The 26,593-nt window shown below is 68.1% G+C and carries 26 protein-coding genes; 17 read left to right on the plus strand and 9 right to left on the minus strand.

The features are described 5' to 3' along the window. Positions 1-102 precede the first annotated feature (102 nt). Positions 103-363 (minus strand): hypothetical protein, encoded by a 261-nt coding sequence (locus PGN16_RS09655; protein WP_335309194.1) that lies wholly within the window; start codon positions 361-363, stop codon positions 103-105. A 126-nt stretch (positions 364-489) separates the two neighbouring features. Between PGN16_RS09655 and PGN16_RS09660 the strand changes: the two genes are divergently transcribed. The 6 genes from PGN16_RS09660 (at position 490) to PGN16_RS09685 (ending at position 7,041) form a co-directional block, all read left to right on the plus strand. Continuing rightward, a complete protein-coding gene (locus tag PGN16_RS09660) occupies positions 490-999 on the plus strand; it encodes a 2Fe-2S iron-sulfur cluster-binding protein (protein WP_335309195.1) in 510 nt (169 codons plus the stop codon). Then, entirely contained in the window at positions 996-1,961 is a 966-nt protein-coding gene (locus tag PGN16_RS09665) for an FAD binding domain-containing protein (protein WP_335309196.1), read from the plus strand. The genes PGN16_RS09660 and PGN16_RS09665 overlap by 4 nt, the downstream gene beginning before the upstream one ends. Next, complete coding sequence (locus PGN16_RS09670; protein WP_335309197.1) at positions 1,958-4,207, plus strand: xanthine dehydrogenase family protein molybdopterin-binding subunit; 2,250 nt, start codon at positions 1,958-1,960, stop codon at positions 4,205-4,207. The genes PGN16_RS09665 and PGN16_RS09670 overlap by 4 nt, the downstream gene beginning before the upstream one ends. A gap of 266 nt (positions 4,208-4,473) precedes the next feature. Further along, positions 4,474-5,397 (plus strand): XdhC family protein, encoded by a 924-nt coding sequence (locus PGN16_RS09675; RefSeq protein WP_335309198.1) that lies wholly within the window; start codon positions 4,474-4,476, stop codon positions 5,395-5,397. Next, positions 5,384-6,055 carry a nucleotidyltransferase family protein gene (locus PGN16_RS09680; protein WP_335309199.1) on the plus strand — a complete coding sequence of 224 codons (672 nt, stop codon included), beginning with the start codon at positions 5,384-5,386 and terminating at the stop codon, positions 6,053-6,055. The genes PGN16_RS09675 and PGN16_RS09680 overlap by 14 nt, the downstream gene beginning before the upstream one ends. 86 nt (positions 6,056-6,141) lie before the next feature. After that, positions 6,142-7,041, plus strand: a complete 900-nt coding sequence (locus tag PGN16_RS09685) for a diguanylate cyclase (RefSeq protein ID WP_335309200.1) — start codon at positions 6,142-6,144, stop codon at positions 7,039-7,041. A gap of 204 nt (positions 7,042-7,245) precedes the next feature. Here PGN16_RS09685 and PGN16_RS09690 read toward each other — a convergent pair whose 3' ends face one another. Next, the gene (locus PGN16_RS09690; protein WP_443019612.1) at positions 7,246-7,665 is read right to left on the minus strand and encodes a DUF2147 domain-containing protein; all 420 of its coding nucleotides are present in this window, start codon (positions 7,663-7,665) and stop codon (positions 7,246-7,248) included. A 24-nt stretch (positions 7,666-7,689) separates the two neighbouring features. On the opposite strand from PGN16_RS09690, the gene PGN16_RS09695 reads away from it, so the two are divergent. The 4 genes from PGN16_RS09695 to PGN16_RS09710 all read left to right on the plus strand — a co-directional run bounded on the left by PGN16_RS09695 (position 7,690) and on the right by PGN16_RS09710 (position 12,734). Then, complete coding sequence (locus PGN16_RS09695) at positions 7,690-8,571, plus strand: phosphorylase family protein (protein WP_335309201.1); 882 nt, start codon at positions 7,690-7,692, stop codon at positions 8,569-8,571. A gap of 308 nt (positions 8,572-8,879) precedes the next feature. Then, a complete protein-coding gene (locus PGN16_RS09700) occupies positions 8,880-10,181 on the plus strand; it encodes an Nramp family divalent metal transporter (protein ID WP_335309202.1) in 1,302 nt (433 codons plus the stop codon). A 180-nt stretch (positions 10,182-10,361) separates the two neighbouring features. After that, positions 10,362-11,462, plus strand: coding sequence for a redox-regulated ATPase YchF (gene ychF / locus PGN16_RS09705; protein WP_335309203.1), 1,101 nt, complete (start codon positions 10,362-10,364; stop codon positions 11,460-11,462). Positions 11,463-11,765: 303 nt separating this feature from the next. After that, on the plus strand, positions 11,766-12,734 hold the full coding sequence (locus PGN16_RS09710; RefSeq protein ID WP_335309204.1) for a hypothetical protein: 969 nt from the start codon (positions 11,766-11,768) through the stop codon (positions 12,732-12,734). A gap of 37 nt (positions 12,735-12,771) precedes the next feature. On the opposite strand, the gene PGN16_RS09715 is transcribed toward PGN16_RS09710, so the two are convergent. After that, on the minus strand, positions 12,772-13,029 hold the full coding sequence (locus PGN16_RS09715) for a hypothetical protein (protein WP_335309206.1): 258 nt from the start codon (positions 13,027-13,029) through the stop codon (positions 12,772-12,774). 87 nt (positions 13,030-13,116) lie between these two features. Here PGN16_RS09715 and PGN16_RS09720 point away from each other — a divergent pair, with 87 nt between their 5' ends. From PGN16_RS09720 to bfr, 7 genes are all read left to right on the plus strand, one after another. Beyond that, positions 13,117-14,469, plus strand: coding sequence for an ectonucleotide pyrophosphatase/phosphodiesterase (locus PGN16_RS09720; RefSeq protein ID WP_335309207.1), 1,353 nt, complete (start codon positions 13,117-13,119; stop codon positions 14,467-14,469). Then, positions 14,466-14,786 (plus strand): ArsC/Spx/MgsR family protein, encoded by a 321-nt coding sequence (locus tag PGN16_RS09725; RefSeq protein WP_335309208.1) that lies wholly within the window; start codon positions 14,466-14,468, stop codon positions 14,784-14,786. Before PGN16_RS09720 ends, PGN16_RS09725 begins: the two co-directional genes overlap by 4 nt. Continuing rightward, positions 14,783-16,210, plus strand: a complete 1,428-nt coding sequence (locus PGN16_RS09730) for a phospholipase D-like domain-containing protein (protein WP_335309209.1) — start codon at positions 14,783-14,785, stop codon at positions 16,208-16,210. The genes PGN16_RS09725 and PGN16_RS09730 overlap by 4 nt, the downstream gene beginning before the upstream one ends. 404 nt (positions 16,211-16,614) lie before the next feature. Continuing rightward, positions 16,615-18,831 (plus strand): phosphoribosylformylglycinamidine synthase subunit PurL, encoded by a 2,217-nt coding sequence (gene purL, locus PGN16_RS09735; RefSeq protein ID WP_335309210.1) that lies wholly within the window; start codon positions 16,615-16,617, stop codon positions 18,829-18,831. 118 nt (positions 18,832-18,949) lie between these two features. Continuing rightward, complete coding sequence (locus PGN16_RS09740) at positions 18,950-20,122, plus strand: DUF418 domain-containing protein (RefSeq protein ID WP_335309211.1); 1,173 nt, start codon at positions 18,950-18,952, stop codon at positions 20,120-20,122. Between the two features lie 52 nt (positions 20,123-20,174). Continuing rightward, complete coding sequence (locus PGN16_RS09745; protein ID WP_028966957.1) at positions 20,175-20,345, plus strand: (2Fe-2S)-binding protein; 171 nt, start codon at positions 20,175-20,177, stop codon at positions 20,343-20,345. An 89-nt stretch (positions 20,346-20,434) separates the two neighbouring features. After that, positions 20,435-20,950 (plus strand): bacterioferritin, encoded by a 516-nt coding sequence (gene bfr / locus PGN16_RS09750; protein ID WP_058755479.1) that lies wholly within the window; start codon positions 20,435-20,437, stop codon positions 20,948-20,950. 75 nt (positions 20,951-21,025) lie between these two features. On the opposite strand, the gene PGN16_RS09755 is transcribed toward bfr, so the two are convergent. The 6 genes from PGN16_RS09755 to PGN16_RS09780 form a co-directional block, all read right to left on the minus strand. After that, the gene (locus tag PGN16_RS09755) at positions 21,026-21,511 is read right to left on the minus strand and encodes an Hpt domain-containing protein (RefSeq protein WP_335309212.1); all 486 of its coding nucleotides are present in this window, start codon (positions 21,509-21,511) and stop codon (positions 21,026-21,028) included. A gap of 65 nt (positions 21,512-21,576) precedes the next feature. Beyond that, a complete protein-coding gene (gene der, locus PGN16_RS09760) occupies positions 21,577-22,941 on the minus strand; it encodes a ribosome biogenesis GTPase Der (RefSeq protein WP_335309213.1) in 1,365 nt (454 codons plus the stop codon). Between the two features lie 180 nt (positions 22,942-23,121). After that, on the minus strand, positions 23,122-24,447 hold the full coding sequence (locus tag PGN16_RS09765) for a PQQ-like beta-propeller repeat protein (RefSeq protein ID WP_335309214.1): 1,326 nt from the start codon (positions 24,445-24,447) through the stop codon (positions 23,122-23,124). Beyond that, positions 24,444-25,181, minus strand: a complete 738-nt coding sequence (locus tag PGN16_RS09770) for a tetratricopeptide repeat protein (protein WP_335309215.1) — start codon at positions 25,179-25,181, stop codon at positions 24,444-24,446. Before PGN16_RS09770 ends, PGN16_RS09765 begins: the two co-directional genes overlap by 4 nt. Positions 25,182-25,250: 69 nt before the next feature. Further along, entirely contained in the window at positions 25,251-26,129 is an 879-nt protein-coding gene (gene panB, locus PGN16_RS09775) for a 3-methyl-2-oxobutanoate hydroxymethyltransferase (protein WP_335309216.1), read from the minus strand. Positions 26,130-26,152: 23 nt separating this feature from the next. Then, the gene (locus tag PGN16_RS09780; protein WP_335309217.1) at positions 26,153-26,590 is read right to left on the minus strand and encodes a hypothetical protein; all 438 of its coding nucleotides are present in this window, start codon (positions 26,588-26,590) and stop codon (positions 26,153-26,155) included. Positions 26,591-26,593: the final 3 nt, after the last annotated feature.

The raw sequence follows: 26,593 nt of genomic DNA on the forward strand, positions 1-26,593 counted from the left end.
AATTCTTGCCGTCACCCCGGACTTGATCCGGGGTCCCGCTTCTGCCCGACCGCAGAAAAGGAAGCGGGGCCCCGGATCAAGTCCGGGGTGACGATACTCAGGTCAGTAACGCGCCGGCAGGCGCTGCCCCTGATTACCGTCCGCCTCGCAGGTATCCGGATGCTTGCGGCATTCCTTGTCGCGTTTTTCCTGTTCCTTGCGCATCTTGCGGACGTATTTCTCGTCACGCTCCTTGGGGCTGGTCGTCAGCACATCGGCGGTCTTGCCGACCGCCTTCACCGGCAGCGTCGCGACGTTCCACGCGGTGCGCACGCACCCGCTGGTCGCCAGCAGCACCGCGCCTGCCATCATCACCGTACGCATCATACCGACCTCCCGCCTTTGCGCGCCGCATAGCAGCGCAAAGCTGAACGAATCCCATGAGAATCGTTCGCACGGACCTCCCCTCGCGCGCCGACGTTCTTGGCGGGTCAGCGAGAGGCGGATTCCATGCATTTCACGATCAATGGCCAGTCGTTCGAAGCGGAGGTGGACGTCCGCACCTCGTTGCTCGACCTGTGCCGCGAACATCTGGGGCTGACCGGCTCCAAGAAGGGCTGTGACCACGGGCAGTGCGGCGCGTGCACGATGCTGGTCAACGGGCGACGGATCAATTCCTGCCTGACGCTGGCGGTGATGCACCAGGACGACGAGATCGTGACGATCGAAGGACTGGGCACGCCGGAGAACCTCCACCCGCTGCAATCGGCGTTCGTGCGGCACGACGGCTATCAATGCGGCTATTGCACGCCGGGGCAGATCTGCTCGGCGGTCGGGATGCTCGACGAGGTGAAGAAGGGCTGGCCGAGCCATGCCTCGGCCGATCTGACCAGCGCCCCGCTCGACAATGCCGAGATCAGCGAGCGGATGAGCGGCAACATCTGCCGCTGCGCCGCCTATCCCAACATCGTCGATGCGATCCGTGAGGTCGCCGACGCCAGCGCGAAGGTGGACGCATGAAGACCTTCGACTATGCGCGTGCCGACAGCGTCGAAGGCGCCACGCGCGCGGGCGGGCGGTTCATCGCCGGGGGCACCAACCTGCTCGACCTGATGAAATTGCAGGTTGAAACTCCGGACAAGCTGGTCGACATCAGCCGGCTCGATCTCAACACGATCGAGGAGCGCGAGGATGGCGGGCTGACGATCGGCGCTTTGGTGCCGAACAGCGACCTTGCCGCCGACCCGCGCGTGATCGCCAAGTACGAGGTGCTGAGCCGCGCATTGCTGGCCGGTGCGTCAGGGCAGTTGCGCAACAAGGCGACGACCGGCGGCAATCTGCTCCAGCGGACGCGCTGCTATTATTTCTACGACACCGCCGCCGGGTGCAACAAGCGCCAGTCGGGCAGCGGGTGCGAGGCGATCGGCGGGTTCAACCGCATCCATGCGATCCTCGGCACCAGCGACCAGTGTATCGCGACGCACCCCGGCGACATGCCGGTGGCGATGCGCGCGCTCGACGCGGTGATCGTCACGCAGAAGGCGGACGGCGACAAGCGTCGCGTGCCGATCGGCGACTTCTACCGGCTGCCCGGCGACACGCCGCACATCGAGAACGTGCTGGAGGCGGGCGAACTCATCACGCATGTCGAGCTGCCCGCGCCGACCGGCGGGCGGCATCTGTATCGCAAGGTGCGCGACCGCGCGTCCTATGCCTTCGCGCTGTTCTCGGTCGCGGCGGTGGTGACGGTCGAGGACGGGGTGATCGCCAAGGCGGCGCTGGCGTTCGGCGGGGTCGCGCACATGCCGTGGCGGAACCCGGCGGTCGAGGCGGCGCTGGTCGGCAAGGCGCCCTCCGACGACGCCTTCAACGCCGCGGCCGATGCGCTGCTCGACGGCGCGAAAGGCTTCGGCACCAACGACTTCAAGATCCCGCTGGCGCGGCGCACGTTGATCGCCAGCCTGCGCGAGGTGACGCAATGACGCTGATCGACAAGGTGCTCGGGCGCGAGGACACGCGCTCGCTGACGATGAACGAAGCGCATCCGCACAGCTGGCTCGATGCCGGCACGCAGGGTGTGATCGGCAAGCCGCTCGACCGCGTCGAGGGCCCGCTGAAGGTGTCGGGCAAGGCGACCTATGCCGCCGAATATCCCGCCGAACGGCTGAGCTATGGCGTGCTGGTGCGCGCGCCGTTCGGGTCGGGAAAGATCACCGACGTGGTCGCCGATGCAGCGCGGCGCCTGCCCGGCGTGATCGACGTCATCACCGATTACCCCAGCTTCATCCGCAACCCGCAGCAGGGCGGCGAGAAGAAGGCGCCGACTCAGGGGGTCGAGAAGGTCGATTATCACGGCGAGATCGTCGCGATCGTCGTCGCCGAGTCGTTCGAGGCGGCGCGCGATGCCGCGGCGCAGGTCGAGGTGACGTACGAGCCGCGCGAGGGCCATTACGTCTTCGCCGCGCACCGCGATCAGGCGGACCGCCCGCCCCCCGACCAGATCCCGCCGCATATGGCGAAGGGCGATCTCGACACGGCGATGGCGGAGGCGGCGTTCACGATCGACGCGACCTACACCACGCCGAGCCAGAATTCGGCGGCGATGGAGCCGCATGCCTCGATCGCCGAATGGAAGGACGGCACGCTGGTCCTGCACGGCAGCTATCAGATGGTCGCCTCCGACCAGATGCAGCTCGCCGCGGCGCTGGGAGTGGCCAAGGACAAGGTGCGGATCATCTCGCGCTATGTCGGCGGCGGCTTCGGGTCGAAGCTGGGGATCGCGCCGGAGAGCGTCGCGGCGGCGATCGCGGCGAAGCGGCTCGACCGGCCGGTGAAGGTCGCGATGGCGCGCCAGCAGGTGTTCGACGCCACCGTGCGCCGCTCGAACACCGAGCAGCGGATCCGGCTGGCGGCCGACGCGCATGGCAAGCTGACCGGGCTCGGGCATGAGACGCTCGCCAGCAACTTGCCGGGCGAGGATTATTTCGAGCCGGCCGGGATCGGCACGCAATTCGCCTATGCCGCCGAGAATCGGCTGATCGATCACAAATTGGTGCGGCTGAACTGGCTGTTGTCGGGATCGATGCGCGCGCCGGGCGAGGCGGTCGGGATGCTGGCGCTGGAAGCGGCGATGGACGAATTGGCGTACAAGGTCGGGATCGATCCGATCGAGCTGCGCCGCCGCAACGAGCCGGCGATCGATCCGACCAACGACGTGCCCTTCTCGACGCGGCAGTTGATCCCGTGCCTCGACAAGGGTGCGGAATTGTTCGGCTGGTCGGATCGCAAGGCCGAGCCGGCGAGCGACCGGCGCGGCGAGTGGCTGCACGGCGTCGGGGTCGCGGCCGCGGTGCGGTCGAACATGCTCCAGAAGTCGTCGGCGACGGTCGAGCTGACGGCGGACGGACGCGCGATCGTCTCGACCGACATGACCGACATCGGCACCGGCACCTACACGATCCTCGCGCAGATCGCCGCCGAGACGCTCGGGCTGCCGCTCGATCGCGTAATAGTTCACCTCGGCGACGGTGCTGCCCCGCCTGCCGCCGGGTCGGGCGGATCGTGGGGCGCGAGCTCGTCGGGCTCGTCGGTCTATCTCGCGTGCGAAGGGCTGCGAGAGAAGCTCGCCAAGGCGATGGGCGTCGAGGTCGGCGCGATGACGCTCAAGGACGGGCGCGCGATCGCCGAGAACCGCGCGATCGACATCGCCGAGCTTGCCGGAGACGGCATGACGGTCACCGGCACGATCGCGCCGGGCAAGCAAGAGAAACTGCATCGCCAGGCCAGCTATGGCGCGCATTTCGCCGAGGTGAAGGTGAACGTGACGACCGGCGAGGTGCGCGTCGAGCGGATGCTCGGTGTGTTCTCCGCGGGGCGCATTCTCAACGCGAAGACCGCGCGCTCGCAATGCCTCGGCGGGATGACGTTCGGGATCGGCGCGGCGCTGACCGAGGAGCTGGTCCACGATCCGCGCAACGGCAAGGTGGTGAACCGCGATCTCGCCGAATATCATGTGCCGGTGAACGCCGACATTCCGCAGCTCGAGGTCGAATTCCTCGACGAGCGCGACGTCCACGCCAATCCGATCCACGCGAAGGGGATCGGCGAGCTGGGGATCTCGGGCGCGGGCGCGGCGATCGCCAATGCGATCTACCACGCGACCGGCGTGCGGGTGCGCGACTATCCGATCACCTGCGACAAGTTGCTGGCGGAGCTGCCGGCGGTTTGAGGGTGAGTGGTCTGGGTTGCTCATTCCCCTCGTTCGTCGCCCCGGACTTGATCCGGGGCCCCGCTTCTTCGTCGGGCGGTGAGAAGAAGAAGCGGGATCCCGGATCAAGTCCGGGATGACGGTGTTGGGCAGGTCAGCGTTTCAGTCGATCGGCTCCAAACCCTTGCCGTCATTGCGAGGAGCGCAGCGACGCGGCAATCCAGGGCAGCGCGCGAAACCCTGGATTGCTTTGCTCCGCTCGCAATGACGAACAACAGAGACACTGTATGGCCGACAACGATTCCGTCTTCGCCGCCGCTGCCGCCTGGAAGGGCGAGCCGCTGGCGCTCGCCACCGTCGTCTCGACCTGGGGCTCGGCGCCGCGGCCGCGCGGGAGCCATATGCTCGTCCACGCCGACGGGCGCTTCGAGGGCTCGGTGTCGGGCGGGTGCGTCGAGGGCGACATCCTCGACACCGCCGCGCAGGTGATCGCGGGCGCGCCGTTCGCGGTGAAGACCTATGGCGTCGCCGACGACAGCGCGTGGCAGGTCGGCTTGCCGTGCGGCGGCGAGATTTCGGTGATGGTGCAGCCGGTCAGCGCCGACGGCTTCGACCCCGAATTGTTCGACCGCATCGCCGAGGCGCGCGCAGCGGGCCAGTCGCTGACCGTCACCACCGATCTGTCGACCGGCCATGCCGACCTGCGCCCCCAGGAAACGGGCGAGGTGTTCGTCAACCGCTACGACCCGCCGCGCCGGCTGCTGATCGTCGGCGCGGTGCAGATCGCGCAAAGCCTCGCCGCGCTCGCGACGACGCTGGGGATCGAGGTGGTGGTGATCGACCCGCGCGGGCGGTTCCTGACCGAGGAGCGCTTCCCCGGCGTGACGCTCGACGATCGCTGGCCCGACGAGGCGGTAACGGCGTGGAAGCCGGGGCGCGCGACCGCGGTCGTGACGCTCAGCCACGACATCAAGATCGACGATCCGGCGCTGACCGCCGCGCTGGCGAGCGATGCCGCCTATGTCGGCGCGCTGGGCAGCCGCCGCAGCCATGCCGCGCGGCGGGAGCGACTGGCGGCGTCGGGCGTTGAGGCAGATCAACTCGACCGCATCGATGGCCCGGTGGGCATCGACATCGGCGCGATCGGCCCGGCGGAGATCGCATTGTCGATCGCCGCCGCGATGGTGGGAGCCTTTCATGATCGCCGTTGAAGACACCGTCCTGATCCTGCTGGCCGCCGGCCGCTCCGACCGGTTCGGCCCGGGCAACAAGCTGGAGGAGCCGTTCCTCGCGCGCCCGCTCGGCCTGCATGTCGCGGTCGCGCTGGAGGACATGCCGTTCCGCGAGCGGATCGTGGTCGTCGACGGCTGCACGATCGATTACGCCGCGCACCATTTCAGCGTGCTCCACAACGATGCCACAGATCGCGACATGGCATCGTCGGTGCGGATGGGGGTCGATTGCGCCCGCGCGCGCGACGCCAAGGCGGTGCTGATCGCGCTGGCCGACATGCCGCGCGTCACCGCGGCGCACATCTACCGGTTGTTCGACGCCGCCGCCGATCTCGACGGGCAGGCGGTGGTGGCGTCGAGCGACGGCACCACCCCGCGCCCACCGGTGCTGTTCGGGCGCGACCGGTTCGAGGAAGTGCTGGCGATCACCGGCGATCAGGGCGCGCGCGACCTGATCCAGGCGGGCCGGCACGTCGTGGCCAACGCCGCCGAGCTGATCGACGTCGACACCCGCGAGGATTTGGAGCGGCTGCGCGAACTGGTCCATGCGCCCGAGGCGCTGCTGCGCCCCGATTCCCACCTGCTGCGTGCTGGGTCGAGCGAGGAACGTCGCGCCGCCTTCGACCATCTCGAATGACGGCCCAGCGAGCGCTTTACCAAAATTAACCACGCTTTTACTGTTTGCCGCTACCACCGTCCTCTGGTGCAAACGGCGAACGTTCGATGTCCAACCCCGGAACCAGCGTCAGCAAATCCCTGTTCGAACTGGCGCTCGACTCGCTGCCCGACGGGGTGGTGCTGATCGATGCCGATCGGCGGGTGATCTACAGCAACGCCGCGCTGATCCGCCAATGGGGCGTGCCGGAGGAGATCGCAGCGACCCGCGACGAGCATTTGATGCTGGGTTATGCCTGTCAGCAGCTGGTCGACCCGGCGCAGTTCCTGAACGAGGTCGATCGCGTCACCCCAACCAACGAGCCGGTCGAGGACGAGTTGTTGCTGCGCGACGGCCGAATCCTGATGCGGCGCAGTGTGCCGTTCGTCACCGACGGCGCGTTCGCGGGGCGGCTGTGGGTGTTTTCTGATGTCACGGAGGCGCGGTCGGCACGACTCGATCCGTTGTGCGGCATCGCCAATCGCCGCGCCTATTCGGCCGACTTCCCCGCCTTTGCCGAGGGGGCGCCCGACGGATCGGTGCGATCGGTCGGGATTCTCGATGTCGACAATTTCAAGGCCTATAACGATCTGTACGGCCATGCCGCGGGCGATCTGGTGCTGCGGCAGATCGGCGCGCTGCTGCGCAAGCGGATCGCGCCGGTCGACGATATGGCGTTCCGGATCGGCGGCGAGGAGTTTCTGGTCGCCTGCCGCGTCGCCGAGGAAGGCGATGCGGTGGCGTTCTTCGAGGCGTTGCGCGCGGCGGTCGCCGGGCTCGACCTGCCGCATGAAGGCAATGCGCCGCACGGCAAGGTGACGATCTCGATCGGGATCGGCACGTTCCGCGAGCCGCAGCCCGCCAACGATCTGTTCACGCAGGTCGACGCCGCGCTGTACCGCGCCAAGCGCGACGGCCGGAACCGGATCGAGCGCACTGAAAGAGCAGCGTTGCAGGCGTCGGGGTGAGTTGCACTTTTCCTCTCCCCTTCAAGGGATCGTGGCACAAGTCGCCCTTCCAGCTCCCCTCAGGCTCCAACGCGGCGCACGCCGGGATCCAGTTTCAGCAAGATCCGAGCTACTTACCGACGCCTTCCCAACTGAATCGCGGCTTCTGCTGGAACGGCGGAGTGAGCTTCGCAACGGTTCCCTGAAGGGGAGGAACGACGTTACTTACTTCGCCGGCCGCCAGGTCTGCGTCTGGCAGAAGAAGGCGATGCAGCCCTTTACCGCCAGCGTGCCGTCGGCGTTCTTCGCCACGATCGACTTGTAGGTCTTGCCATTGCGCGGATCGTAGATCTTGCCGCGCCAGTCCTTGCCCGCGTCCTTGAACTCCGACAGGATCGGCATTCCCAGAACGGGACGGCTGCGCAGGCTGGCGTCGCTGTTGTTGACGTCGGTATCGGCGGCGCCGGGCCGCTTCTTGAGGATCGTCGTCAGCTTGCCGCAGGTCGTGCTGCCGCACGAACCGATCGTGACGATCCCGGCCCCGTCCTCGGTGACGTAGCGTCCGGCGATCGGGGTGGCGGCAAGGGCGGTCTCGGGGACGGCGGCGGCGAGCAGCGCAAGCGCGGCGGGGAGCATGATACGCATGGCCGGAACTATCGGAGATCAGTGATGAACACGCAATGGACCATCGGGATCATCGGCGGCTCGGGCCTGTATGCGATTGACGGACTGGAGGATGCCGAATGGCGCACGGTCGCGACGCCGTGGGGCTCCCCCAGCGACCAGATCCTGTTCGGACGCGTCGGCGATGTCGCGATCCGCTTCCTGCCGCGTCATGGCCGCGGGCATGTCCATCTGCCCGGCGACATTCCGGTGCGCGCCAATATCGACGCGCTGAAGCGTGCGGGCTGTACCGATCTGATCGCGATCTCCTCGGTCGGGTCGCTGCGCGAGGAGTTGCCGCCGGGCACGTTCGCGATCGTCGACCAGTTCGTCGATCGCACCGTGCAGCGCGCGGCCTCGTTCTTCGGCAGCGGGCTGGTCGCGCATGTCTCGCTGGCCGATCCGACCTGCGAGCGGCTGGGGGCGTTCGCGGCGGCGGCGATCACCGCGGCGGGCGGACGCGTCGCCGAGGGCGCGACCTATCTGGCGATGGAAGGGCCGCAATTCTCGACGCGCGCCGAAAGCCGGCTCTATCGCGACTGGGGCTGCGACGTCATCGGGATGACCGCAATGCCCGAGGCGCGGCTCGCACGCGAGGCGGAACTGCCTTATGCCTTGGTCGGGATGGTCACCGATGACGACTGCTGGCGCGACGATCGCGCCGCAGTCAACGTCGCCGAAATCGTCGCGCAGATGGCCGCCAACGGCCGCGTCGCGCGCGCGGCGGTGGCGCATCTGTTGCGGCACCTGCCGCCCGAGCGCACGCCCTCGCCGATCGACACCGCGCTGGGCGGCGCGATCATGACCGCGCCGGGGCAGCGCGACGCGGGGCTGATCGCGCGGAATGAAGCGATCGTGAGGCGGGTGCTGGGGCCGCTTCAAGGGTGAGGGAGTGACGCTCCGGGCTCGAACCCTCGATCGTCATTGCGAGCGGAGCGAAGCAATCCAGAGCCGGACCAGGACGCCCTGGATTGCTTCGCTACGCTCGCAATGACGGAGGTGCTTTGGATAATCCGTCCGCCTCCCCCCGTTCCGTCATCCCGGACTTGATCCGGGATCCCGCTTCTTCTTCCTCACCCGTCAAGAAGAAGCGGGGCTCCGGATCAATTCCGGGGCGACGGAAGATGGTCATTGTCATAAGCCACACCCCCCAGACGGTTGAAACCGTCACGCTTCTCCCGCATTCCTCCCCGCGCATGACGCTCACCACCCGTTCGCTCGGCGACAGCTTCGCCTCCGTACCCGTGCCCAAGGGTGCGGGCTTCTGGCGCAAGCTGCTGGCGTTCGTCGGTCCCGGCTGGCTGGTCGCGGTCGGCTATATGGACCCGGGCAATTGGGCGACCGACATCGCCGGCGGCTCGGCGTTCGGCTATACGTTGCTCAGCGTCGTGCTGCTGTCGAACCTGATGGCGATCGTGCTGCAATCGCTGTCGGCGCGGCTCGGCGTCGGCGCGGGGCTCGATCTGGCGCAGGCGTGCCGGCAGCATTCGTCGCGCCCGGTGGCGTGGCTGCTGTGGGCGCTCGCCGAAATCGCGATCGTCGCCTGCGATCTGGCCGAGGTGCTCGGCACCGCGATCGCGCTCAAATTGCTGTTCGGGATGCCCTTGATCTACGGCGTGCTGGTCACCGCGCTCGACGTGTTCCTGATCCTCGCACTCCAGCGCTACGGCTTCCGGCGGCTGGAGGCGTTCATCGCCGCATTGCTGATCGTCATCGCGGCCTGCTTCGCGTTCGAGCTGTTCTGGGCGCGCCCGGATTGGGGCGCGGCGGCGATCGGGCTGGTCCCCTCGCCCGAGATCGTTCGCAACCCGGCGATGCTCTACATCGCGATCGGCATCCTCGGCGCGACGGTGATGCCGCACAATCTCTACCTGCATTCGTCGATCGTCCAGACCCGCGCCTATGGCAGCGACGAGCGCGACCGGCACGAGGCACTGAAGCTGGCGACGATCGACTCGACCGTCGCGCTGGGGCTGGCCTTCTTCATCAACGCCGCGATCCTGATGCTCGCGGCGGCGGCGTTCCACAGCGCCGGGCGGTTCGAGGTCGCCGAGATCGAGGATGCGCACCGGCTGCTCGCGCCGATGCTGGGGGTCGGCGCGGCGAGCGTGCTGTTCGCGGTGGCGTTGCTCGCCAGCGGGCAGAATTCCACGGTCACCGGCACGCTCGCCGGGCAGATCGTGATGGAGGGGTTCCTCGACATCCGGCTCGCGCCCTGGCTGCGGCGGCTGATCACGCGCGCGATCGCGATCGTGCCCGCCGTGGTGGTGGTCGCCTCGGCCGGCGATCGCGGCGCGACCAACCTGCTGGTGCTCAGCCAGGTGGTGCTGAGCCTGCAACTGCCGTTCGCGGTGATCCCGCTGGTGCTCTACACCGGAAACCGGCGATTGATGGGCAGCTTCGTCGCGCCGCGCTGGCTGGCGGCGCTGGCGTGGGTGATCGCGGCGGTGATCGTGGTGCTCAACGGCTATCTGCTGTGGGGGATGGCGGTGGGATAGGGGTGCGTCATTGCGAGCGTAGCGAAGCAATCCAGGGCGTCCTGGTCCAACACTGGATTGCTTCGCTACGCTCGCAATGACGGCAACAACTCACTTCCGGCGCGGCACAAAGCCTCCCCCTAGCCATGGCCGGCGCGCTGGCCTATCTGGCGCGCTTTCCTCATCACACAGGTTTTCCCCATGGGTTTCCGCTGCGGCATCGTGGGCCTGCCCAACGTCGGCAAGTCCACCCTCTTCAACGCGCTGACCGAGACGGCCGCGGCGCAGGCGGCCAATTACCCGTTCTGCACGATCGAGCCGAACGTCGGCAACGTCGGCGTCCCCGATCCGCGGCTCGCCAAGCTGGCAGCGATCGCCGGCTCGGGCAAGATCATCGAGACGCAGCTCGGCTTCGTCGACATCGCCGGCCTCGTGCGCGGCGCGAGCAAGGGCGAAGGGCTCGGCAACCAGTTCCTCGGCAACATCCGCGAGGTCGACGCGATCGTCCACGTGCTGCGCTGTTTCGAGAATGACGACATCCAGCACGTCGACAACCGCGTCGATCCGATCGCCGATGCCGAGACGGTCGAGACCGAGCTGATGCTCTCCGACCTCGAAAGCCTCGAAAAGCGCGTCCCCAATCTCGCCAAGAAGGGCCAGCAGGGCGACAAGGAAGCCAAGCTCGGCGCGCTGGTGCTCGGCCGCGCGCTCGACCTGCTCCGCGACGGCAAGCCCGCGCGGCTGACCGAGACGCACGACGCCGAGGAACAGCGCGTGCTCGACCAGGCGCAATTGCTCACCGCCAAGCCGGTGCTCTACGTCTGCAACGTCAACGAGGAGGACGCCGCAAACGGCAACGCCTTGTCGCAGAAGGTGTTCGACAAGGCCGCCGCCGAGGGCGCGCAGGCCGTGGTCGTCTCCGCCGCGATCGAGGCCGAGATCGCGACGATGCCGCACGAGGATCGCGGCGAGTTCCTCGCCGAGCTGGGGCTGGAGGAGACCGGGCTCGCGCGCGTGATCCGCGCCGGCTACGAACTGCTCCACCTGCTGACCTTCTTCACGGTCGGCCCCAAGGAAGCGCGCGCCTGGACGGTGGAGGCGGGGTCGAAGGCCCCGCAGGCGGCCGGCGCGATCCACTCCGATTTCGAGCGCGGCTTCATCCGCGCCGAGACGATCGCGTTCGACGATTACGTCGCGTTCAATGGCGAGGCCGGCGCGCGCGAGGCGGGCAAGCTGCGGCAGGAAGGCAAGGAATATGTCGTCCACGACGGCGACGTGCTGCTGTTCCGCTTCAACGTGTGATGCCGAGGTCGGCGGAGGTCGGAGCGATCCCCGCCGACACGATGAAATTCCTTACAAGATGAATTTTCGAGCCATTTCGGATGAAATGGCCGAAGCGACACTGCGCCAGTAACTTGGCCTGATCTTCCCCGTCACGAACGGCCACTTCGGGTCATCGCCGGCATTTCGGCCGTGCAACGATCCCGACGTCGCGCCGTTTGCCGCCCGTAACAAGATCCGGTGCCCGGCGGACGACTCGATGCCACAACGTCTTCGCCTGTCGCCGGTCAACGGCCGCGCCTTTTACGACAGGGAGAGACAAGAATGCGCAAACTACCGCTGTTGCTGCTGCCGCTATTGCTGATATCCTGCGGCTCGGACGACGACGACGATCGTTCGACCCCGACCGCCGCCGCGACGCCGAGCCCGAGCCCGACACCCTCGCCCTCCCCGACCCCGACCCCGTCGCCGACGCCGACGCCGACGCCGACCGCCTCCAGCGGATCTTCGACCTACGCGCAGCTGACCGGGGAGACGTCGCTGTCGACGGCGCAGGCCAGCTACAACGTCACCGCGACGCCGCCGCAATTCCGGTCGTTCGACGCGTTCGGCAATGGTCCGACGCTGCGCTACAACGCCACCAACCGCAGCTACGACGTGAAGGTCGGCACCACCACCGAGTCCTTTGCCGCCAGCGAGATCGACGGCAGCGCCCCGGCCGGCACGACCCGCTATGCCAAGGCGAACGGCCACACGCTGGCGGTGGTTCAGCCGAGCGCGGGTGGACGCGGCTTCGATTACCTCCGCTTCGCACGGTGGACGTCACAGGACGCCACGGGACCGTTCGCCGCCACCTTCCTCACCGGCCTTCCGACGCTGGGCGCCGACGTGCCGACGACGGGCACGGTGACGCTGTCGCGGACGGTCGTCGCCGGTGAGGCTTATGTCACCGCCAATGGCGCGACGACCGCCTACTCGCTGGGCAACAGCCAGCTGACGATCACGATCGATTATGGCAGCGGGCTGGTCACCGGACGGCTGACGTTGATCGGCACACCGGTGAGCGGCGGAGCAGACGTGTCGCTGATCACGCTCGATGCCAAATTCGATTTCTCGGGGCTGGGCGGGTTCAACGTGGCCAGCGGTAGCTACGCAGCGGATTCCACGTCCAAGCTGGCCGGCGTCTTCTTCGGGCCGAAAGCCGCCGAAACCGGGCTGTTGCTTCATCTGAGCGCGCTCAACCCATCCGGCGCGACGCTCAAGGTGGTCGCGACCGGCGCGGCGGGAAGCTGATCGGGATGCCGGGTCGCGGACGGGCCGCGACCCGGCGTCACCGCGCCCGGCGGCGCTCGACCACCGGGTCGGTCAGCAGGTCGGCATGGGGCGCGCGCAGATCGGCCCCCTGCCCCGGGCGCGGCTTCAGCCACGCCGGCGTGGCGCCGGGCGCGGGCGTGATCTGCATCACCGGCGTGCGCGGCGCGGGAGCGGTTGCGCTGGGCAGCGGCGCGGGGGGCGGCGTCTTGTCTTCGTCACCCTTGCCGCAGGCCGCGAGCGAGAGACACAGCATTGGCAGGAGCGCACGGTTCATCCCCTCACAAAGCGTGAGGCAGCACACGCGTTCCGCCACGCCGCATCGGGTCTTTGTTCTGCAAGATGCGCCGCGTAAGGGATTGGAATGTCGTTCCGCGTTCCTCTGATCGCCGCGCTGGCCACCCTGTCCGCCTGCGCCTATCCCCATACTCCCCCCGCGCTGCCGCCGGTCACCGGCCCTGCCCCGGCCGGCACGACCGCGCCCCCCGCGCCCGTGGCGCAGCGCGCGCCGGTGACGATCCTGATCTCGATCGACGGTTTCCGTCCCGACTATCTCGACCGCGGGGTCACCCCGCATTTATCGCACCTCGCCGCGACCGGCGTCAGCGCGGCGATGCGGCCGTCGTTTCCGTCGAAGACCTTCCCCAACCACTGGACGCTCGTCACCGGGCTGGTCCCCGATCGCCATGGCATCACCGCCAACAGCATGGAGGATGCCGCCCGCCCCGGCGAAAAGTTCACGATGGCCACCGACGATCCGTTCTGGTGGAATGCCGCCGAGCCATTGTGGGTCACCGCCGAGCGCGCCGGCATCCGCAGCGCGACGATGTTCTGGCCGGGCTCGAACGTCGCCTGGGGCGGGACGATGGCGGGCGAATGGCCGCACGTCACGACCGGCGGCACCCGCCCGCACGACTGGCAGCAATATGGCGAGGCGGTCGACGATCGCCAGCGCGTCGACGCGCTCATCGACTGGCTGCGGCGGCCGCCCGCCACGCGCCCGCAGTTCCTGACGCTTTACCTCGACGAGGTCGACACCGCCGGGCATCAGTTCGGCCCCGCCGATCCGCGCACGCTGGAAGCGGTCGCGAAAGCCGATGCCGCGATCGGCCGGCTGGTCGCCGAGCTGGCGACGCTGGGACAGCCCGCCAATCTCGTCATCGTCTCCGACCATGGCATGGCCCCGACGGATTCGCGGCGCACGATCGCGCTCGACACGCTCGTCCCCGCCACCGACGCACGGATCGTCGAGGCCGGTCCCTATGCCACGCTCGAGCCGCTGCCGGGGCGCGATGCCGCGGTCGCCGCCGCGCTGCTGCGCCCGCATCCGCACATGCAATGCTGGCGCAAGGGGCAACTTCCGGCGCGCTTCCGCTACGGCAGCAACCCGCGGATCCCGGCGTTTCTGTGCCTCGCCGAGGATGGTCCCGGCGGCGCGTGGGAGATCGCCAAGTCCGCGCCGACGAAGCAGGTGTCGGACGGCGCACACGGCTTCGACAATGACGCGCCCGACATGCGCGCGCTGTTCATCGCGAACGGCCCGGCGTTCCGCGCGGGCAAGCGGCTGCCGACCTTCGACAATGTCGATGTCGCCCCGCTGCTGCGCGATCTGCTCGGACTGCCTGCGGGTCAGGGGCTCGACGGCAGCGACCGCCCGTTCCGCAACGTGCTGATCGCTGGACCACAGCGCCGCACCCTGCCAAACGCTGGCGGATGAACGCGACGATCCTCCACAATCCGCGCTGCTCGAAATCGCGCGCGGCGCTGGCGCTCCTGACCGAGGCCGGCGCCAAGGTGACGGTCGTCGAGTATCTCAAGGCCCCGCCGTCGCGCGACGAACTGGCGCGGCTGTGCGCGCGCGCCGGGATCGCCCCGCGCGCCGCGCTGCGCCCCGATGCGCCGGAGGTCGCCGGTGACGACGAAGCGCTCGACCTGATGGCGCGCGACCCCGCCACGATCGAGCGACCGTTCGTGGAAACCGAAAAGGGCGCGCTGATCGCCCGCCCGCCCGAGCGCGTGCGCGACCTGCTGTGAAGCTGCCCGCCGATACCCGCTGGCGCGTCGCGCGCGCGACCCGCGCCGCCGCCGTCGTCGATGCCGACAATTACTTCCGCGCCGCGCGTCAGGCGATGCTCAAGGCAAAGCACCAGATCCTGCTGGTCGGCTGGGACTTCGACGCGCGCATCCGGCTGGCGTGGGACGACGACCATCCCGAGGCGCCCGCCGACGTCGGCGCGTTCATCACCTGGCTGGTGAAGCGCACCCCCGGGTTGCAGGTCCATATCCTGCGCTGGGACACCGGCGCGATGAAGACGCTCGGGCGCGGCAAGACGCTGTGGACCTTGCTCAACTGGCGGTGGCGGCAGCCGCGCATCCACCTGAAACTCGACGGCCATCATCCGGTCGCGGCGTCGCAGCACCAGAAGATCGTCGTCATCGATGACTGCCTCGCCTTTTGCGGCGGGATCGACATGACCGACGAGCGCTGGGACACGCGCGAGCACCGCGACGACGATCCGCACCGCCGCTCGCCGAACGGCTTCCGCTACAAGCCGTGGCACGACGTCACCACCGCGCTTCAGGGGCCGGTCGCGAAGGCGCTCGGCGACCTGTGCCGCACCCGCTGGGAAATCGCCGGCGGCGCGCCGATCACCCCGCCCTCGCCCGCTTCCGGCAGCGATTGCTGGCCCGAAAGCCTGCCGGCGCAATTCACCGACGTCGAGGTCGCGATCTCGCGCAGCCAGCCCGAGCATGACGGGCAGGAGGAAGTGCTCGAGATCGAGCGGCTCTACCTCGCGCTGATCGCGGGGGCGAAGAAGCGCATCTACGCCGAAAGCCAGTATTTCGCCTCGCGCCGGATCGCCGAGGCGATCGCGAAGCGGCTGGTCGAGGACGATCCGCCCGAGATCGTCATCATCAATCCGGTCACCGCGCAAGGATGGCTGGAGCCGATCGCGATGGACACCGCGCGCGCGCGGCTGGTCGCGGAGCTGCGCAAGCGCGACCGCCACGGGCGCTTTCGCATCTACCATCCGGTCACCGAGGGCGGCGAGGCGATCTATTGCCATGCCAAGGTCACGGTGATCGACGAGGTGGCGATCCGCATCGGCTCGTCGAACTTCAACAACCGTTCGCTGCGGCTCGACACCGAATGCGACGTGACGATCACCGAGGAACCCGAAACGATCGCCGCGATCCGCGCCGACCTGCTCGCCGAACACCTCGGCGCCAACATCGACGAGGTTTCCGCGCGGATCGAGCGCGACGGGCTGATCGCAACGATCGAGGCGCTGCGCGGGAGCGGACGGACGCTGCTGCCCTATGAGATCGACGACCTGAACGGCGTCGAGAAGTGGCTGGCCGACAACGAGGTGCTCGACCCCGAAGGGCCGGGCGAGATGTTCGAGAGCTTCGAAAAGCGCGGATTGCTCCGACGCCTGCGGCGGCGGCGCAGGTAGGACCCGTCGCCCCGGACTTGATCCGGGGCCCCGCTTCTTCTTGGCGACCCGACCAATAGCGGGATCCCGAATCAAGTCCGGGATGACGGCGGTCCGTCGCCCATGCGCAGGCAGGGGCCCATGTCTGTATCGTCCGTCGGCGTGGCCTGACACAGACGCGACGCTGCTGTGTCGACCCGCCCACCCGAACTCGACAGCCATAGGCCCCTGCCTTCGCAGGGGCGACGGCGCGTAAGGCAGCCTGTCCTACACTCTCCAACATCTGCTACCCTCGACACGCGCCGACACCTCGGCCGCGGGAATGAGTCGCGTTCACACCCTCATCCTGCGCAAACATCGCCAACATCCACCCGCCGCCACGCCGCATCTGGCATCCTCGCCCCCGTCCCGCTATGCGCGCGGGCATGACCGTCATCACGCCCCAGATCGTCGCCGACCACGGCCTGTCCCCCGAGGAATATGAGCGCGTCCTGGGTGCGCTCGGCCGCGAACCCAATCTGGTCGAACTCGGCATCTTCTCGGTGATGTGGTCCGAGCATTGCAGCTACAAGTCGAGCCGCATCCATCTGAAAAAGCTCCCGACCGAAGGCCCGCAGGTCATCTGCGGCCCCGGCGAGAACGCCGGCGTGGTCGATATCGGCGACGGGCAGGCGGCGATCTTCAAGATGGAGAGCCACAACCACCCCTCGTACATCGAACCCTATCAGGGTGCGGCGACCGGGGTCGGCGGGATCCTGCGCGACGTGTTCACGATGGGCGCGCGACCGGTCGCCAATCTCAATGCCTTGCGCTTCGGTCGCCCCGACCATCCGAAGATGCGCCACCTGATCTCGGGCGTCGTCCACGGCATCGGCGGCTATGGCAATTGCGTCGGCGTGCCCACGGTCGGCGGCGAGGTCAATTTTCACCCGGCGTATGACGGCAACATCCTCGTCAACGCGATGACGGTCGGCGTCGCCGAAACCGACAAGATCTTCTATTCAGCCGCTTCCGGCATCGGCAACCCGATCGTCTATGTCGGCTCGAAGACCGGGCGCGACGGCATCCACGGCGCGACGATGGCCTCGGCCGACTTCGGCGAGGACGCCGATGCCAAGCGCCCGACCGTGCAGGTCGGCGACCCGTTCACCGAGAAGCTGCTGATCGAGGCGTGCCTCGAATTGATGGCCTCCGACGCGATCGTCGCGATCCAGGATATGGGCGCGGCCGGCCTCACCTCCTCGTCGGTCGAGATGGCGTCGAAGGGCGGCGTCGGGATCGAGCTGATCATGGACGACGTGCCGCAGCGCGAAGAGGGCATGACGCCCTACGAGATGATGCTCAGCGAGTCGCAGGAGCGGATGCTCATGGTCCTGAAGCCGGGCCGCGAGGATTTCGCGCGCGCGATCTTCGAGAAATGGGAGCTGGATTTCGCGGTGATCGGCCATGTCACCGACACCGGCCGAATGGTGCTGAAGTTCAAGGGCGAGACCGTCTGCGACATCCCGCTCGGCCCGCTCGCCGACGACGCCCCGCTCTACGATCGCCCGCACGTCCCGACCCCGGCCCCAAAGGCGTTGGTCGACGTGCCGGAGAGCAAGGACCCGGCCGCCGACCTGCTCGCGCTGATGGGCTCGCCCGACATCGCCAGCCGCCGCTGGATCTGGGAGCAATACGACCACATGGTCGGTGCCGACACCGTCCAGCGCCCCGGCGGCGACAGCGCGGTGGTGCGCGTCCACGGGACGGACAAGGCGCTGGCGATGACCACCGACTGCACCCCGCGCTATTGCTTCGCCGATCCGGTCGAGGGCGGGAAGCAGGCGGTCGCCGAGGCGTGGCGCAACCTGACCGCGGTCGGCGCGACCCCGCTGGCGATCACCAATTGCCTCAACTTCGCCAACCCGCAGCGACCTGAGATCATGGGCCAGATCGTCGGCTGCCTCGACGGCATGGCGCAGGCGTGCCGCGCGCTCGACTTCCCGATCGTGTCCGGCAACGTCAGCCTGTACAACGAATCGAAGGCGACCGGCGGCGGGTCGGCGATCCTGCCGACCCCCGCGATCGGCGGCGTCGGCCTGCTCAAGGACTGGCAGAAGAACGCGACGATCGCGTTCAAGCAGACCGGCGACATCATCGTCGTCGTCGGCACGCGTTCGGGCCACCTCGGCCAGTCGCTGTGGCTGCGCGAGCTGCACGGCCGCGAGGAAGGCCCGCCGCCGCGCGTCGACCTCGATCTGGAGCGCCGCACCGGCGACTTCGTCCGCGAACAGATCGCCGCCGGGCATCTCGGCGCGGTCCATGACGTGTCCGATGGCGGAATCGCGGTGACGATCGCCGAGATGGCGCTGGCCGGCGGGATCGGCGCGATGATCGACCGCGCGCTGCCCTATGACACCGCCGCCTCGCTGTTCGCCGAGGATCAGGGCGTCTACGTCGTGACGGTCCACGATCATGCCTTGCTCGATTTCCTGCAGGCGGCGCTTGATGCCGGCGTCGAAGCCGAGCCGCTCGGCCGCACGATCGGGACGCGGATCATCTTCGAGCTGGCGGGCGGCGACTTCTGCGTCCCGCTCGACGCGCTGCGCGCCGCGCACGAGGGGTTCTTCCCCAAGCTGATGAGCACCGAGGCGGCGCTATAAGCACCACCTCGTCATTCCCGCGCAGGCGGGAATCCAGATCCTCTGACGTGTCGGCAGGAGCACAAACGGCAGCACGTCTGAATTCCCGCCTGCGCGGGAACGACGGAAGGGTGAAACGTTGACCGCCCCCCGCATCGTCGCGCTCGACCATCTGCGCGGCGCGGCGGTGCTCGGCATCCTGATCGCCAACCTGCCCGGCTTCGCGCTACCGATCGCGGCCTATTTCTCCCCCGCGGCCTGGGGCGGAACGGCCCCCGCCGACGTGACCGCGTGGGCGCTCACCTACGTCCTCGTCGAGGGCAAGATGCGCGGCCTGTTCGCGATGCTGTTCGGCGCATCGATGCTGCTCGTCATCGACCGCGCCGACGCGCGCGGCGGCAACGGCGCGGCGCTGCACCTGCGTCGCATGGCGACATTGTTCGCGATCGGCTGCGCACACCTCTATTTCGTCTGGAGCGGCGACATTCTCAGCCTGTATGCGCTGGTCGGCTGTGTCGCCCTGTTGTTCAGCGCCGCGCCGCTGCGCTTGCTGTTGTTCGCGGCCGCCGCCTGCCTGTTGCTCGCGCTTGCCAACGGCTTGGCGATCGCGAGCCTCGGCAGCGCCGTCGAGCGCGTATTCGGGCGCTCCACCGCCGCCGATCTGGCGCGCGAAATCGTCGCGATGCGCGGTGGTTGGCGCAGCAACATCGCGTGGCGCTGGTACGAGGAAGCCGGGCCGTTCACCGCCTTCCTCGCCAACGGTCCCGAGACACTCGCCTATATGCTGCTCGGCATGGCGGGCCTGCGCAGCGGCTTCCTTACCGGTGCGTGGTCGCGCCGCCGCTACGCGCAGGTCGCGGCGGTGGCGCTGCTCACCACGCTCCCGATCTTCGCACTGTTCGCCGTGCACACGATCGCGCGGGATTTCGACGCGCACACTATCGTCCTCGCCAGCTTCGTCGTCGCGCCGCTGCTCCGTCCCGTGACGGTGGCGGGCTATGCCGCGCTCTTGCTGCTGACGGTTCGCGAGGGTCGCCTCGCTGCCGCCGGGCGGGTGGCGCTCAGCAATTATCTGGCGTGCAGCGTCGCCTTTACCGCACTGTTCTACGGCTGGGGCGCGGGACAGTTCGCCCGCTGGGACCGCGCGGCGCTCTACCTGCTGCTGCTTCCCGCATGGACGGCGATGCTGGTCTGGCCGCGCTGGTGGCTCACACGCTTCCGCCATGGACCGGCGGAGTGGCTGTGGCGATGTGCGGCACGTGGCACATGGATCACGCTTCGTCGCAGTTCTTGCGAACGCGACGCAAACTAGCTTGCGACATATTCGCATTATCGCTACTCGGGGCCATCAACGAGGAGCGGTTATGGTCGTTTGCGTCTGCAATGCGATTCGCGAATGCCAGGTACGCGAGGCGGCACGTGCCGGCGCGACCACGGCGTGCCAAGCCTATCGCTGTTACGGTCGACAAGCAAAATGCGGACAGTGCGTCGCGTTCGCACGTGAAATCATCGAACAGGAACGTGCGGCTGCGTAGCGCTCTCATCTTCTATCGATAGAGTTTTCCGGCTTCCGCCGAAGCACCCGTGTCTGTATTCGACTTCCATTCTTTTGGAGACGAATACAATGAAGGGTGATCCCAAAGTCATCGAGTTTTTGAACGAGTCGCTCAGGAACGAGCTCACCGCCATCAACCAATATTGGTTGCATTACCGTCTGTTCGATCACTGGGGCGTGTACAAGCTCGCCGAGTTCGAGCGCCACGAATCGATCGACGAGATGAAGCACGCCGACTGGCTGGCGGAGCGCATCCTGTTCCTCGACGGACTGCCCAACTTCCAGTTGCTCGGCCGGTTGCGGATCGGTGAGACGGTCGAGGAGATCCTCAAGGCCGATCTCGCGATGGAGATCGAAGCCGTCGCGCAGCTCAAGGCCGCGATCGCCTATTGCGAGGAAGTGAAGGACTTCGTCAGCCGCGAGCTGTTCGCGCGCATCCTCGCCAGCGAGGAAGAGCATGTCGATACGCTGGAACGCCAGTTCGAGATGATCGAGCGGATGGGCATCCACAATTACATCCAGCTCAATTCGATCAGCGAGCATGACAAGCCGGAAAGCGGCGCAGCACCCTATCTGAAGGGCTGATCTACCCCATCGCCCCGGATCGGATCGGATTCGGGGCGGCGGCTGCGGTAAAAGGACCGAGCCCAGCGTCGTTTCTCAGCCGATCTTGCGGCCAAACCCGCCCGGACCGCGCGGACGCATCGCCGAAGAGGGCGGCACGAAGGTCGGTGCCGCGGCGGCAGGCGGAGTCACCGCCACCGGCGCGGTCGCGACCGTCACGCCCGCCTCGCGCTCCAGCAGCGCCAGCGTCTGTAACAACAAGGGCCGCAGCGCCACGACATCCTCGATCGCACCCTCGGGCGAATCGTGATGTTCGATGCACAGCCGGGCGTGATCCTCGATCTTCTCGGCAAGCGTCGCCAGCGCCAACGCGCCGAACTGCCGCGCCTCGCCCTTTAGCGTATGCGCCGGGATGACCATCGCCACCGCATTCGCCTTCCGCACCGCTTCTTCGAGCGTCGTCAGCGACTTGATGCCGTCTTCGCGGAAATAGCCGAGGATGCGCGCGAAGCCGGCCCCCAGCTCGGCACGGGCACGCGCCAGCGCCGGACCATCGACCAGATTGCTCGCTTCCACCGACACCTACGTCTCCCCGGACACCTGCGCTCACGGATAACCGCGACCGGTAAACGCCGGGTAAGCGCGCGCTATTTGCCGAACGGATTCTTCGGCGCGCGCAGCATCAGCCGCACCGGTACCGCGCCGAACCCCAGTTCGCGGCGAATGCCGTTGATGAGGTAGCGCTGGTAGCTCATCGGCAGTTCATCGACGCGCGTGCCGAACAGCACGAAGCCCGGCGGGCGCGTCTTGGCCTGCGTCAAATAGCGCAGCTTGATCCGCTTGCCGCCCGGCGCAGGGGGCGGGTTGGCCTCGATCGCGCGCTCGAACCAGCGGTTCAGCTCGCCGGTGCCGACGCGACGCGACCATGCCTCGCGCGTCTCGAACGCCGCCGCGATCAATTGGTCGATGCCCTTGCCGGTCGCCGCCGATACCGCGAGCAGCGGCACGCCCTTGACCTGCGCCAGCCCTTCGTCGAGCGCCTTCTTGACGCCGTTGAACAGGCTGGAGGCATTCTCCGCCACGTCCCATTTGTTGAGCGCGATCACCAGCGCGCGGCCCTCTTCCAGCACGCGATCGGCGATGCGCAGGTCCTGCGCCTCCAGCCCGAGCGTCGCGTCGAGCAGCAGCACCACCACCTCGGCGAAGTCGACCGCGTGCAGCGCATCGGCGACCGACAGCTTCTCCAGCTTGTCCTGCACCTTGGCGCGCTTGCGCATCCCGGCGGTGTCGATCAGCCGCACCTGCCGCGGGCCGTCCGGCCCCTCCCAGGTCCAGTCGATCGCGATCGAATCGCGCGTGATCCCCGCCTCCGGGCCGGTGATCATCCGGTCCTCGCCCAGCATCCGGTTGACGAGCGTCGACTTGCCCGCGTTCGGCCGACCGACGATCGCCAGCTTGAGCGGCGCATCGGGGCTCTCGATGTCGATCGGTTCTTCGGGCTCGGGCTGGAGCGGGTCGAGATGCGGCAGCAGCGCCTCGAACAGCTCGACGATTCCCTCGCCATGTTCGGCGGAAAAGGCGACCGGATCACCGAAGCCGAGCGCCATCGCCTCGTAGAAGCCGCCCTCGCCCGCGCGCCCCTCGGCCTTGTTGGCCATCAGCACGATCGGCGTGTCCGATCCGCGCAGCCAGCGCGCGATCTCCTCGTCGAGCGGGACAACGCCGGCGCGCGCGTCGATCACGAACAGTGCGACGTCGGCGGCGTCAACCGCCGCCTGCGTCTGCTGCCGCATCCGGCCCGGCAAGGTGTTGGGATCCTCGTCCTCATAGCCCGCAGTGTCGACGACCCGGAAGTCGAGCCCGAGCAGATGCGCGTCGCCCTCGCGCCGGTCGCGGGTGACGCCGGGCCGGTCGTCGACCAGCGCGAGCCTCTTGCCGACGAGGCGATTGAACAGCGTCGACTTGCCGACATTGGGACGGCCGACGATCGCGACGGTAGGAAGGCGGGACATGTGGGTGACCTAGAGACTTATCGGCGCGGGGGATAGGGGCGGGTGGCGGTGCGCTGTACCGGCCTCACACTTGCACATCGCCCCGGGCTTGACCCGGGGCCCCGCTTCTCAACTCCCTGGAGCAGAAAGCGGGGCCCCGGATCAAGTCCGGGGCGACGAAGTTTAGTTAAGATCGCCGACTTACCGCCAGGCGGTGATCACACCCTTTTCGTCGAGCGTGTAGAGCGTCTGGTTGGCGACGATCGGCGCCATCGAGAATTGATCGCCCGCCTGGATCGTCGTCTGCACGCTACCGTCGGTCACCGACGCGCCGACCAGCTCGCCACGCGAGTTGGTGAGCCACAATTTGTCGCCCGCCAGCACCGGCCCGAACCAATTGTACGGATCGTTGCGCTTTTCCTCGTTCTTGAAGGCGCGCAACTGGCTGATCCAGCGCAGCTTGCCGTTGGCGCGCGACAGGCACACCAGCTTGGCATCGTCGGTGACGATGAAGATCCACTCGCCTGCCACCCATGGCGTCGAGATACCGGCGAGATTCTGCTCCCACGCGCGCTGCCCGGTGGCGATTTCCAGCGCGACCATACGGCCGCCCTCGCCGATCGAATAGACGCGGCCATCGTCGATCACCGGATCGGCGTCGATGTCCGCAAGGCTCGACACCGAGGTGGTGATCGAGGTGCGCGACAGCGCGTCCTGCCACAGCGTCCGGCCGTTCTCGTAACGATAGGCATTCAGCTCGCCGCTCGAAAAGCCCGCGATGACGGTGCCCGAGCTGGCCGCCGGCGCGGCGACGCCGAACACGCCCTGCGTCTCGAGGCTGGCCGACTGCGTCCAGACGACCTTGCCATCGCCCTGATCGAGCGCAAAGATCTGATTGTCCTGGCTCAGTACATAGACCTGGCCGTTGGCGACGGTCGGCGCGCCGCGCAGCGGGCCGCCCGGCTTCGCGCGCCACAGCACCGCGCCGTCGGCGGCGTTGACCGCAACGACGTCGCCGAGCCCGTCGGTGGCGTACAGCTTGCCCTCGTCATAGCTGACCCCGCCGCCGAACCGCGCGTTCTTGTTTTCCTCGGTGTCGGGCAGCACGCGCGTCCACAGCGCCGCGCCGCCATCGGCGGAGAAGGCGTGCAGCGTCGCATCGACGTCGACGACGAACAGCTTGTTCTCGGCCACCACCGGCCCGGCCGCGAGCCGCGCGCGGTTGTTGCCGCCGTTGATCTGCGCGCTCCACGCCTTCGCCGGGGTCGCCGAAGCGAGCAGCAGATTGCCCATCGACTTGGCGGCATTGCCGCCCGGCTGCGTCCAGGCGTCGTTGGCGACGCCGACCGGCAGCGTGACCGGAACGTTCTCCAGCCCCTTGTCGACGGTCGCCTGATTCTCCGACATGAGGATCGGAACGCGCTGTCCCACCGTCGGGGTCTTCTTGGGCGCGCCCTTGAAGATGCCGCAGCCGCTCAGCCCCACCAGCGCGGCGAGCGCCAGGCCGGTCGCCACCCGTGTCGTCATCGCGTCGTGTTACCTTCGTTCTTGGCCGGTGCGGCGGCACCGGCGGCCGTCGGCGACGCGGGCGTCGCCTTTTCGTCCAATACGCCCGCCATCTGAACCGCACGTTGACGCAGCGAGGACGGCACCTGCGTGTCGGCGGCGATCCGCGCGAACACCTGCGCGGCGAGATCGCGACGCCCCTGTTGCAGATAGGCGGCGGCCATCAGCTCGCCCGCGCTGCCCAGCCACGGATTGCCCGCAACCGCCAGCGGACGCATCCGCTCCGCGACCACCTCGGGCTTCAGCGTGTCGAACTCGGCGCTGGTCTGGCGGATCAGCGCGAGGTCGCGGAACGGCTGCGCCACCGACGCATCCTGCGCGACGCTGGCGAACTTGGCGGCCGCGCCCTTCAGGTCGTTCTTCTGGAGGAGCACGTCGGCCTGCGTGAACGTCGCCAGCACCCGGTATCCGTCGCGCTTGGACTGGGTCAGCGTCGCCAGCGTCTCGCCAGCCGCCTTCGTGTCGTTGGCGGCGAGCGCATCGTACGCCGTCTGCAACTGCTCGCCCTCGCGCCCGGCGGCCTGTTCCTGACGATGCTGCCAGAACAGATAGGCGCCGAACGCCGCGAGCGCGATCACGACCGCGGCGATCAGCGCCACGCCGTAGCGGCGCCAGACGTGCAGCGCCTGATCGCGACGCAGTTCGTCATCGACCTCGCGCAGGAACGCTTCATTGTTTTGCGGCGTCAGGGCCACCGAATACTCCGGGCTTCACGGAAAAACGCCCGGCGTGTAGCGGTTCGCCGGGATAAACGGAAGGCCCGCCTAGTCCTTTGGCGGATACAGTTGCTCCGGACCGGGAAAGGCGCGCGCACGGACCTCGGCGGCATATCGCTCCGCCCGCTCGGCGACGAACGTCGCCATGTCGCCGTAGCGCTTCACGAAACGCGGCGTGCGCTCGAACAGCCCGAGCATATCCTCGGCGACCAGCACCTGCCCATCGCAGCTCGCCGATGCGCCGATGCCGATCGTCGGGATGTCGATCGTGCGCGTGATCTCGACCGCGATCGGCTCGACCACCCCCTCGATCACCAATGCGAACGCGCCCGCCTCGGCGACCGCGCGCGCATCGGCGACGATCTTGCGCGCCTCGGCCGGGCTGCGCCCGCGCGCGCCATAGCCGCCCAGCGCGTTCACCGCCTGCGGCGTCAGCCCGATATGCCCGACGACCGGGATGCCGCGCTCCGACAGGAACTGTACGGTCGGCGCCATCGCGACGCCACCCTCCAGCTTCACCGCCGCCGCGCCGGTCTGCTTCATCAACAGCGCCGCGCTTTCGAAGGCCTGCGCCGAGGACGCCTCGTAACTGCCGAACGGCATGTCGACGACGACCAGCGCATGATGGCTGCCGCGCACCACCGCCGCGCCGTGCGCCGCCATCATCTCCAGCGTGACCGGCACCGTCGAGGGCAGACCGTAGATCACCTGCCCCAGGCTGTCGCCGACCAGCAGCATGTCGCAATGCGGGTCCATGAGTTGCGCCATCCGCACCGTATAGGCGGTCAGCATGACGAGCGGTTCGCCCTTGCCCGCCGCGATGGTCGCCTTGCGCGAACGGATGGCCGGGACGGTCAGCCGCTTCATCGGCGCGGCGACCGGCGTCGCTCGGCTGGTGGCGGTGTCGATGGTGAAGGTCGTGGACATCGCGCCCTGCTACGCCACGCGGGTCAAACGATCCAGCCGCGTCGGCGCGCGACATGCGCCAGTTGCAGCGCCAGCGCGCCGATCGCCATGATGAGCAGCGGGAAGTAGAGCGTGTACGGGCCCTTGACCGCGAGGATGTCGGTCATCGCGAACATCCAGCCGAATTGGATCAGCACCGCGACCAGCGACACCGTCAACAAGCCAACCGCAAGGCGCGACCGGAGCAGCAATGCCAGCGCGCCCGCCAGCATCGTACCGGTCGCGATCGCATAATCGGCGCGATACCAGAGCGGTAGCTTCGCGAACAAGGCGCGGTCGTAATCGCTCGCCGCGCCCATCGCTTCCGCGCCGTACCGCAACTGGCTGACGCACGCCGAAACGCCCATCGCGCCCCACAGCACCAGTACCAGCGCCGCAAGGCGGAACCACCGGGGCGCGCGCTTCTTTTCCTCGCCGATCATCGC

The organism is Sphingomonas phyllosphaerae (genome assembly GCF_036946485.1).
In the GTDB taxonomy this organism is placed as follows: Bacteria; Pseudomonadota; Alphaproteobacteria; order Sphingomonadales; family Sphingomonadaceae; genus Sphingomonas; species Sphingomonas phyllosphaerae_E.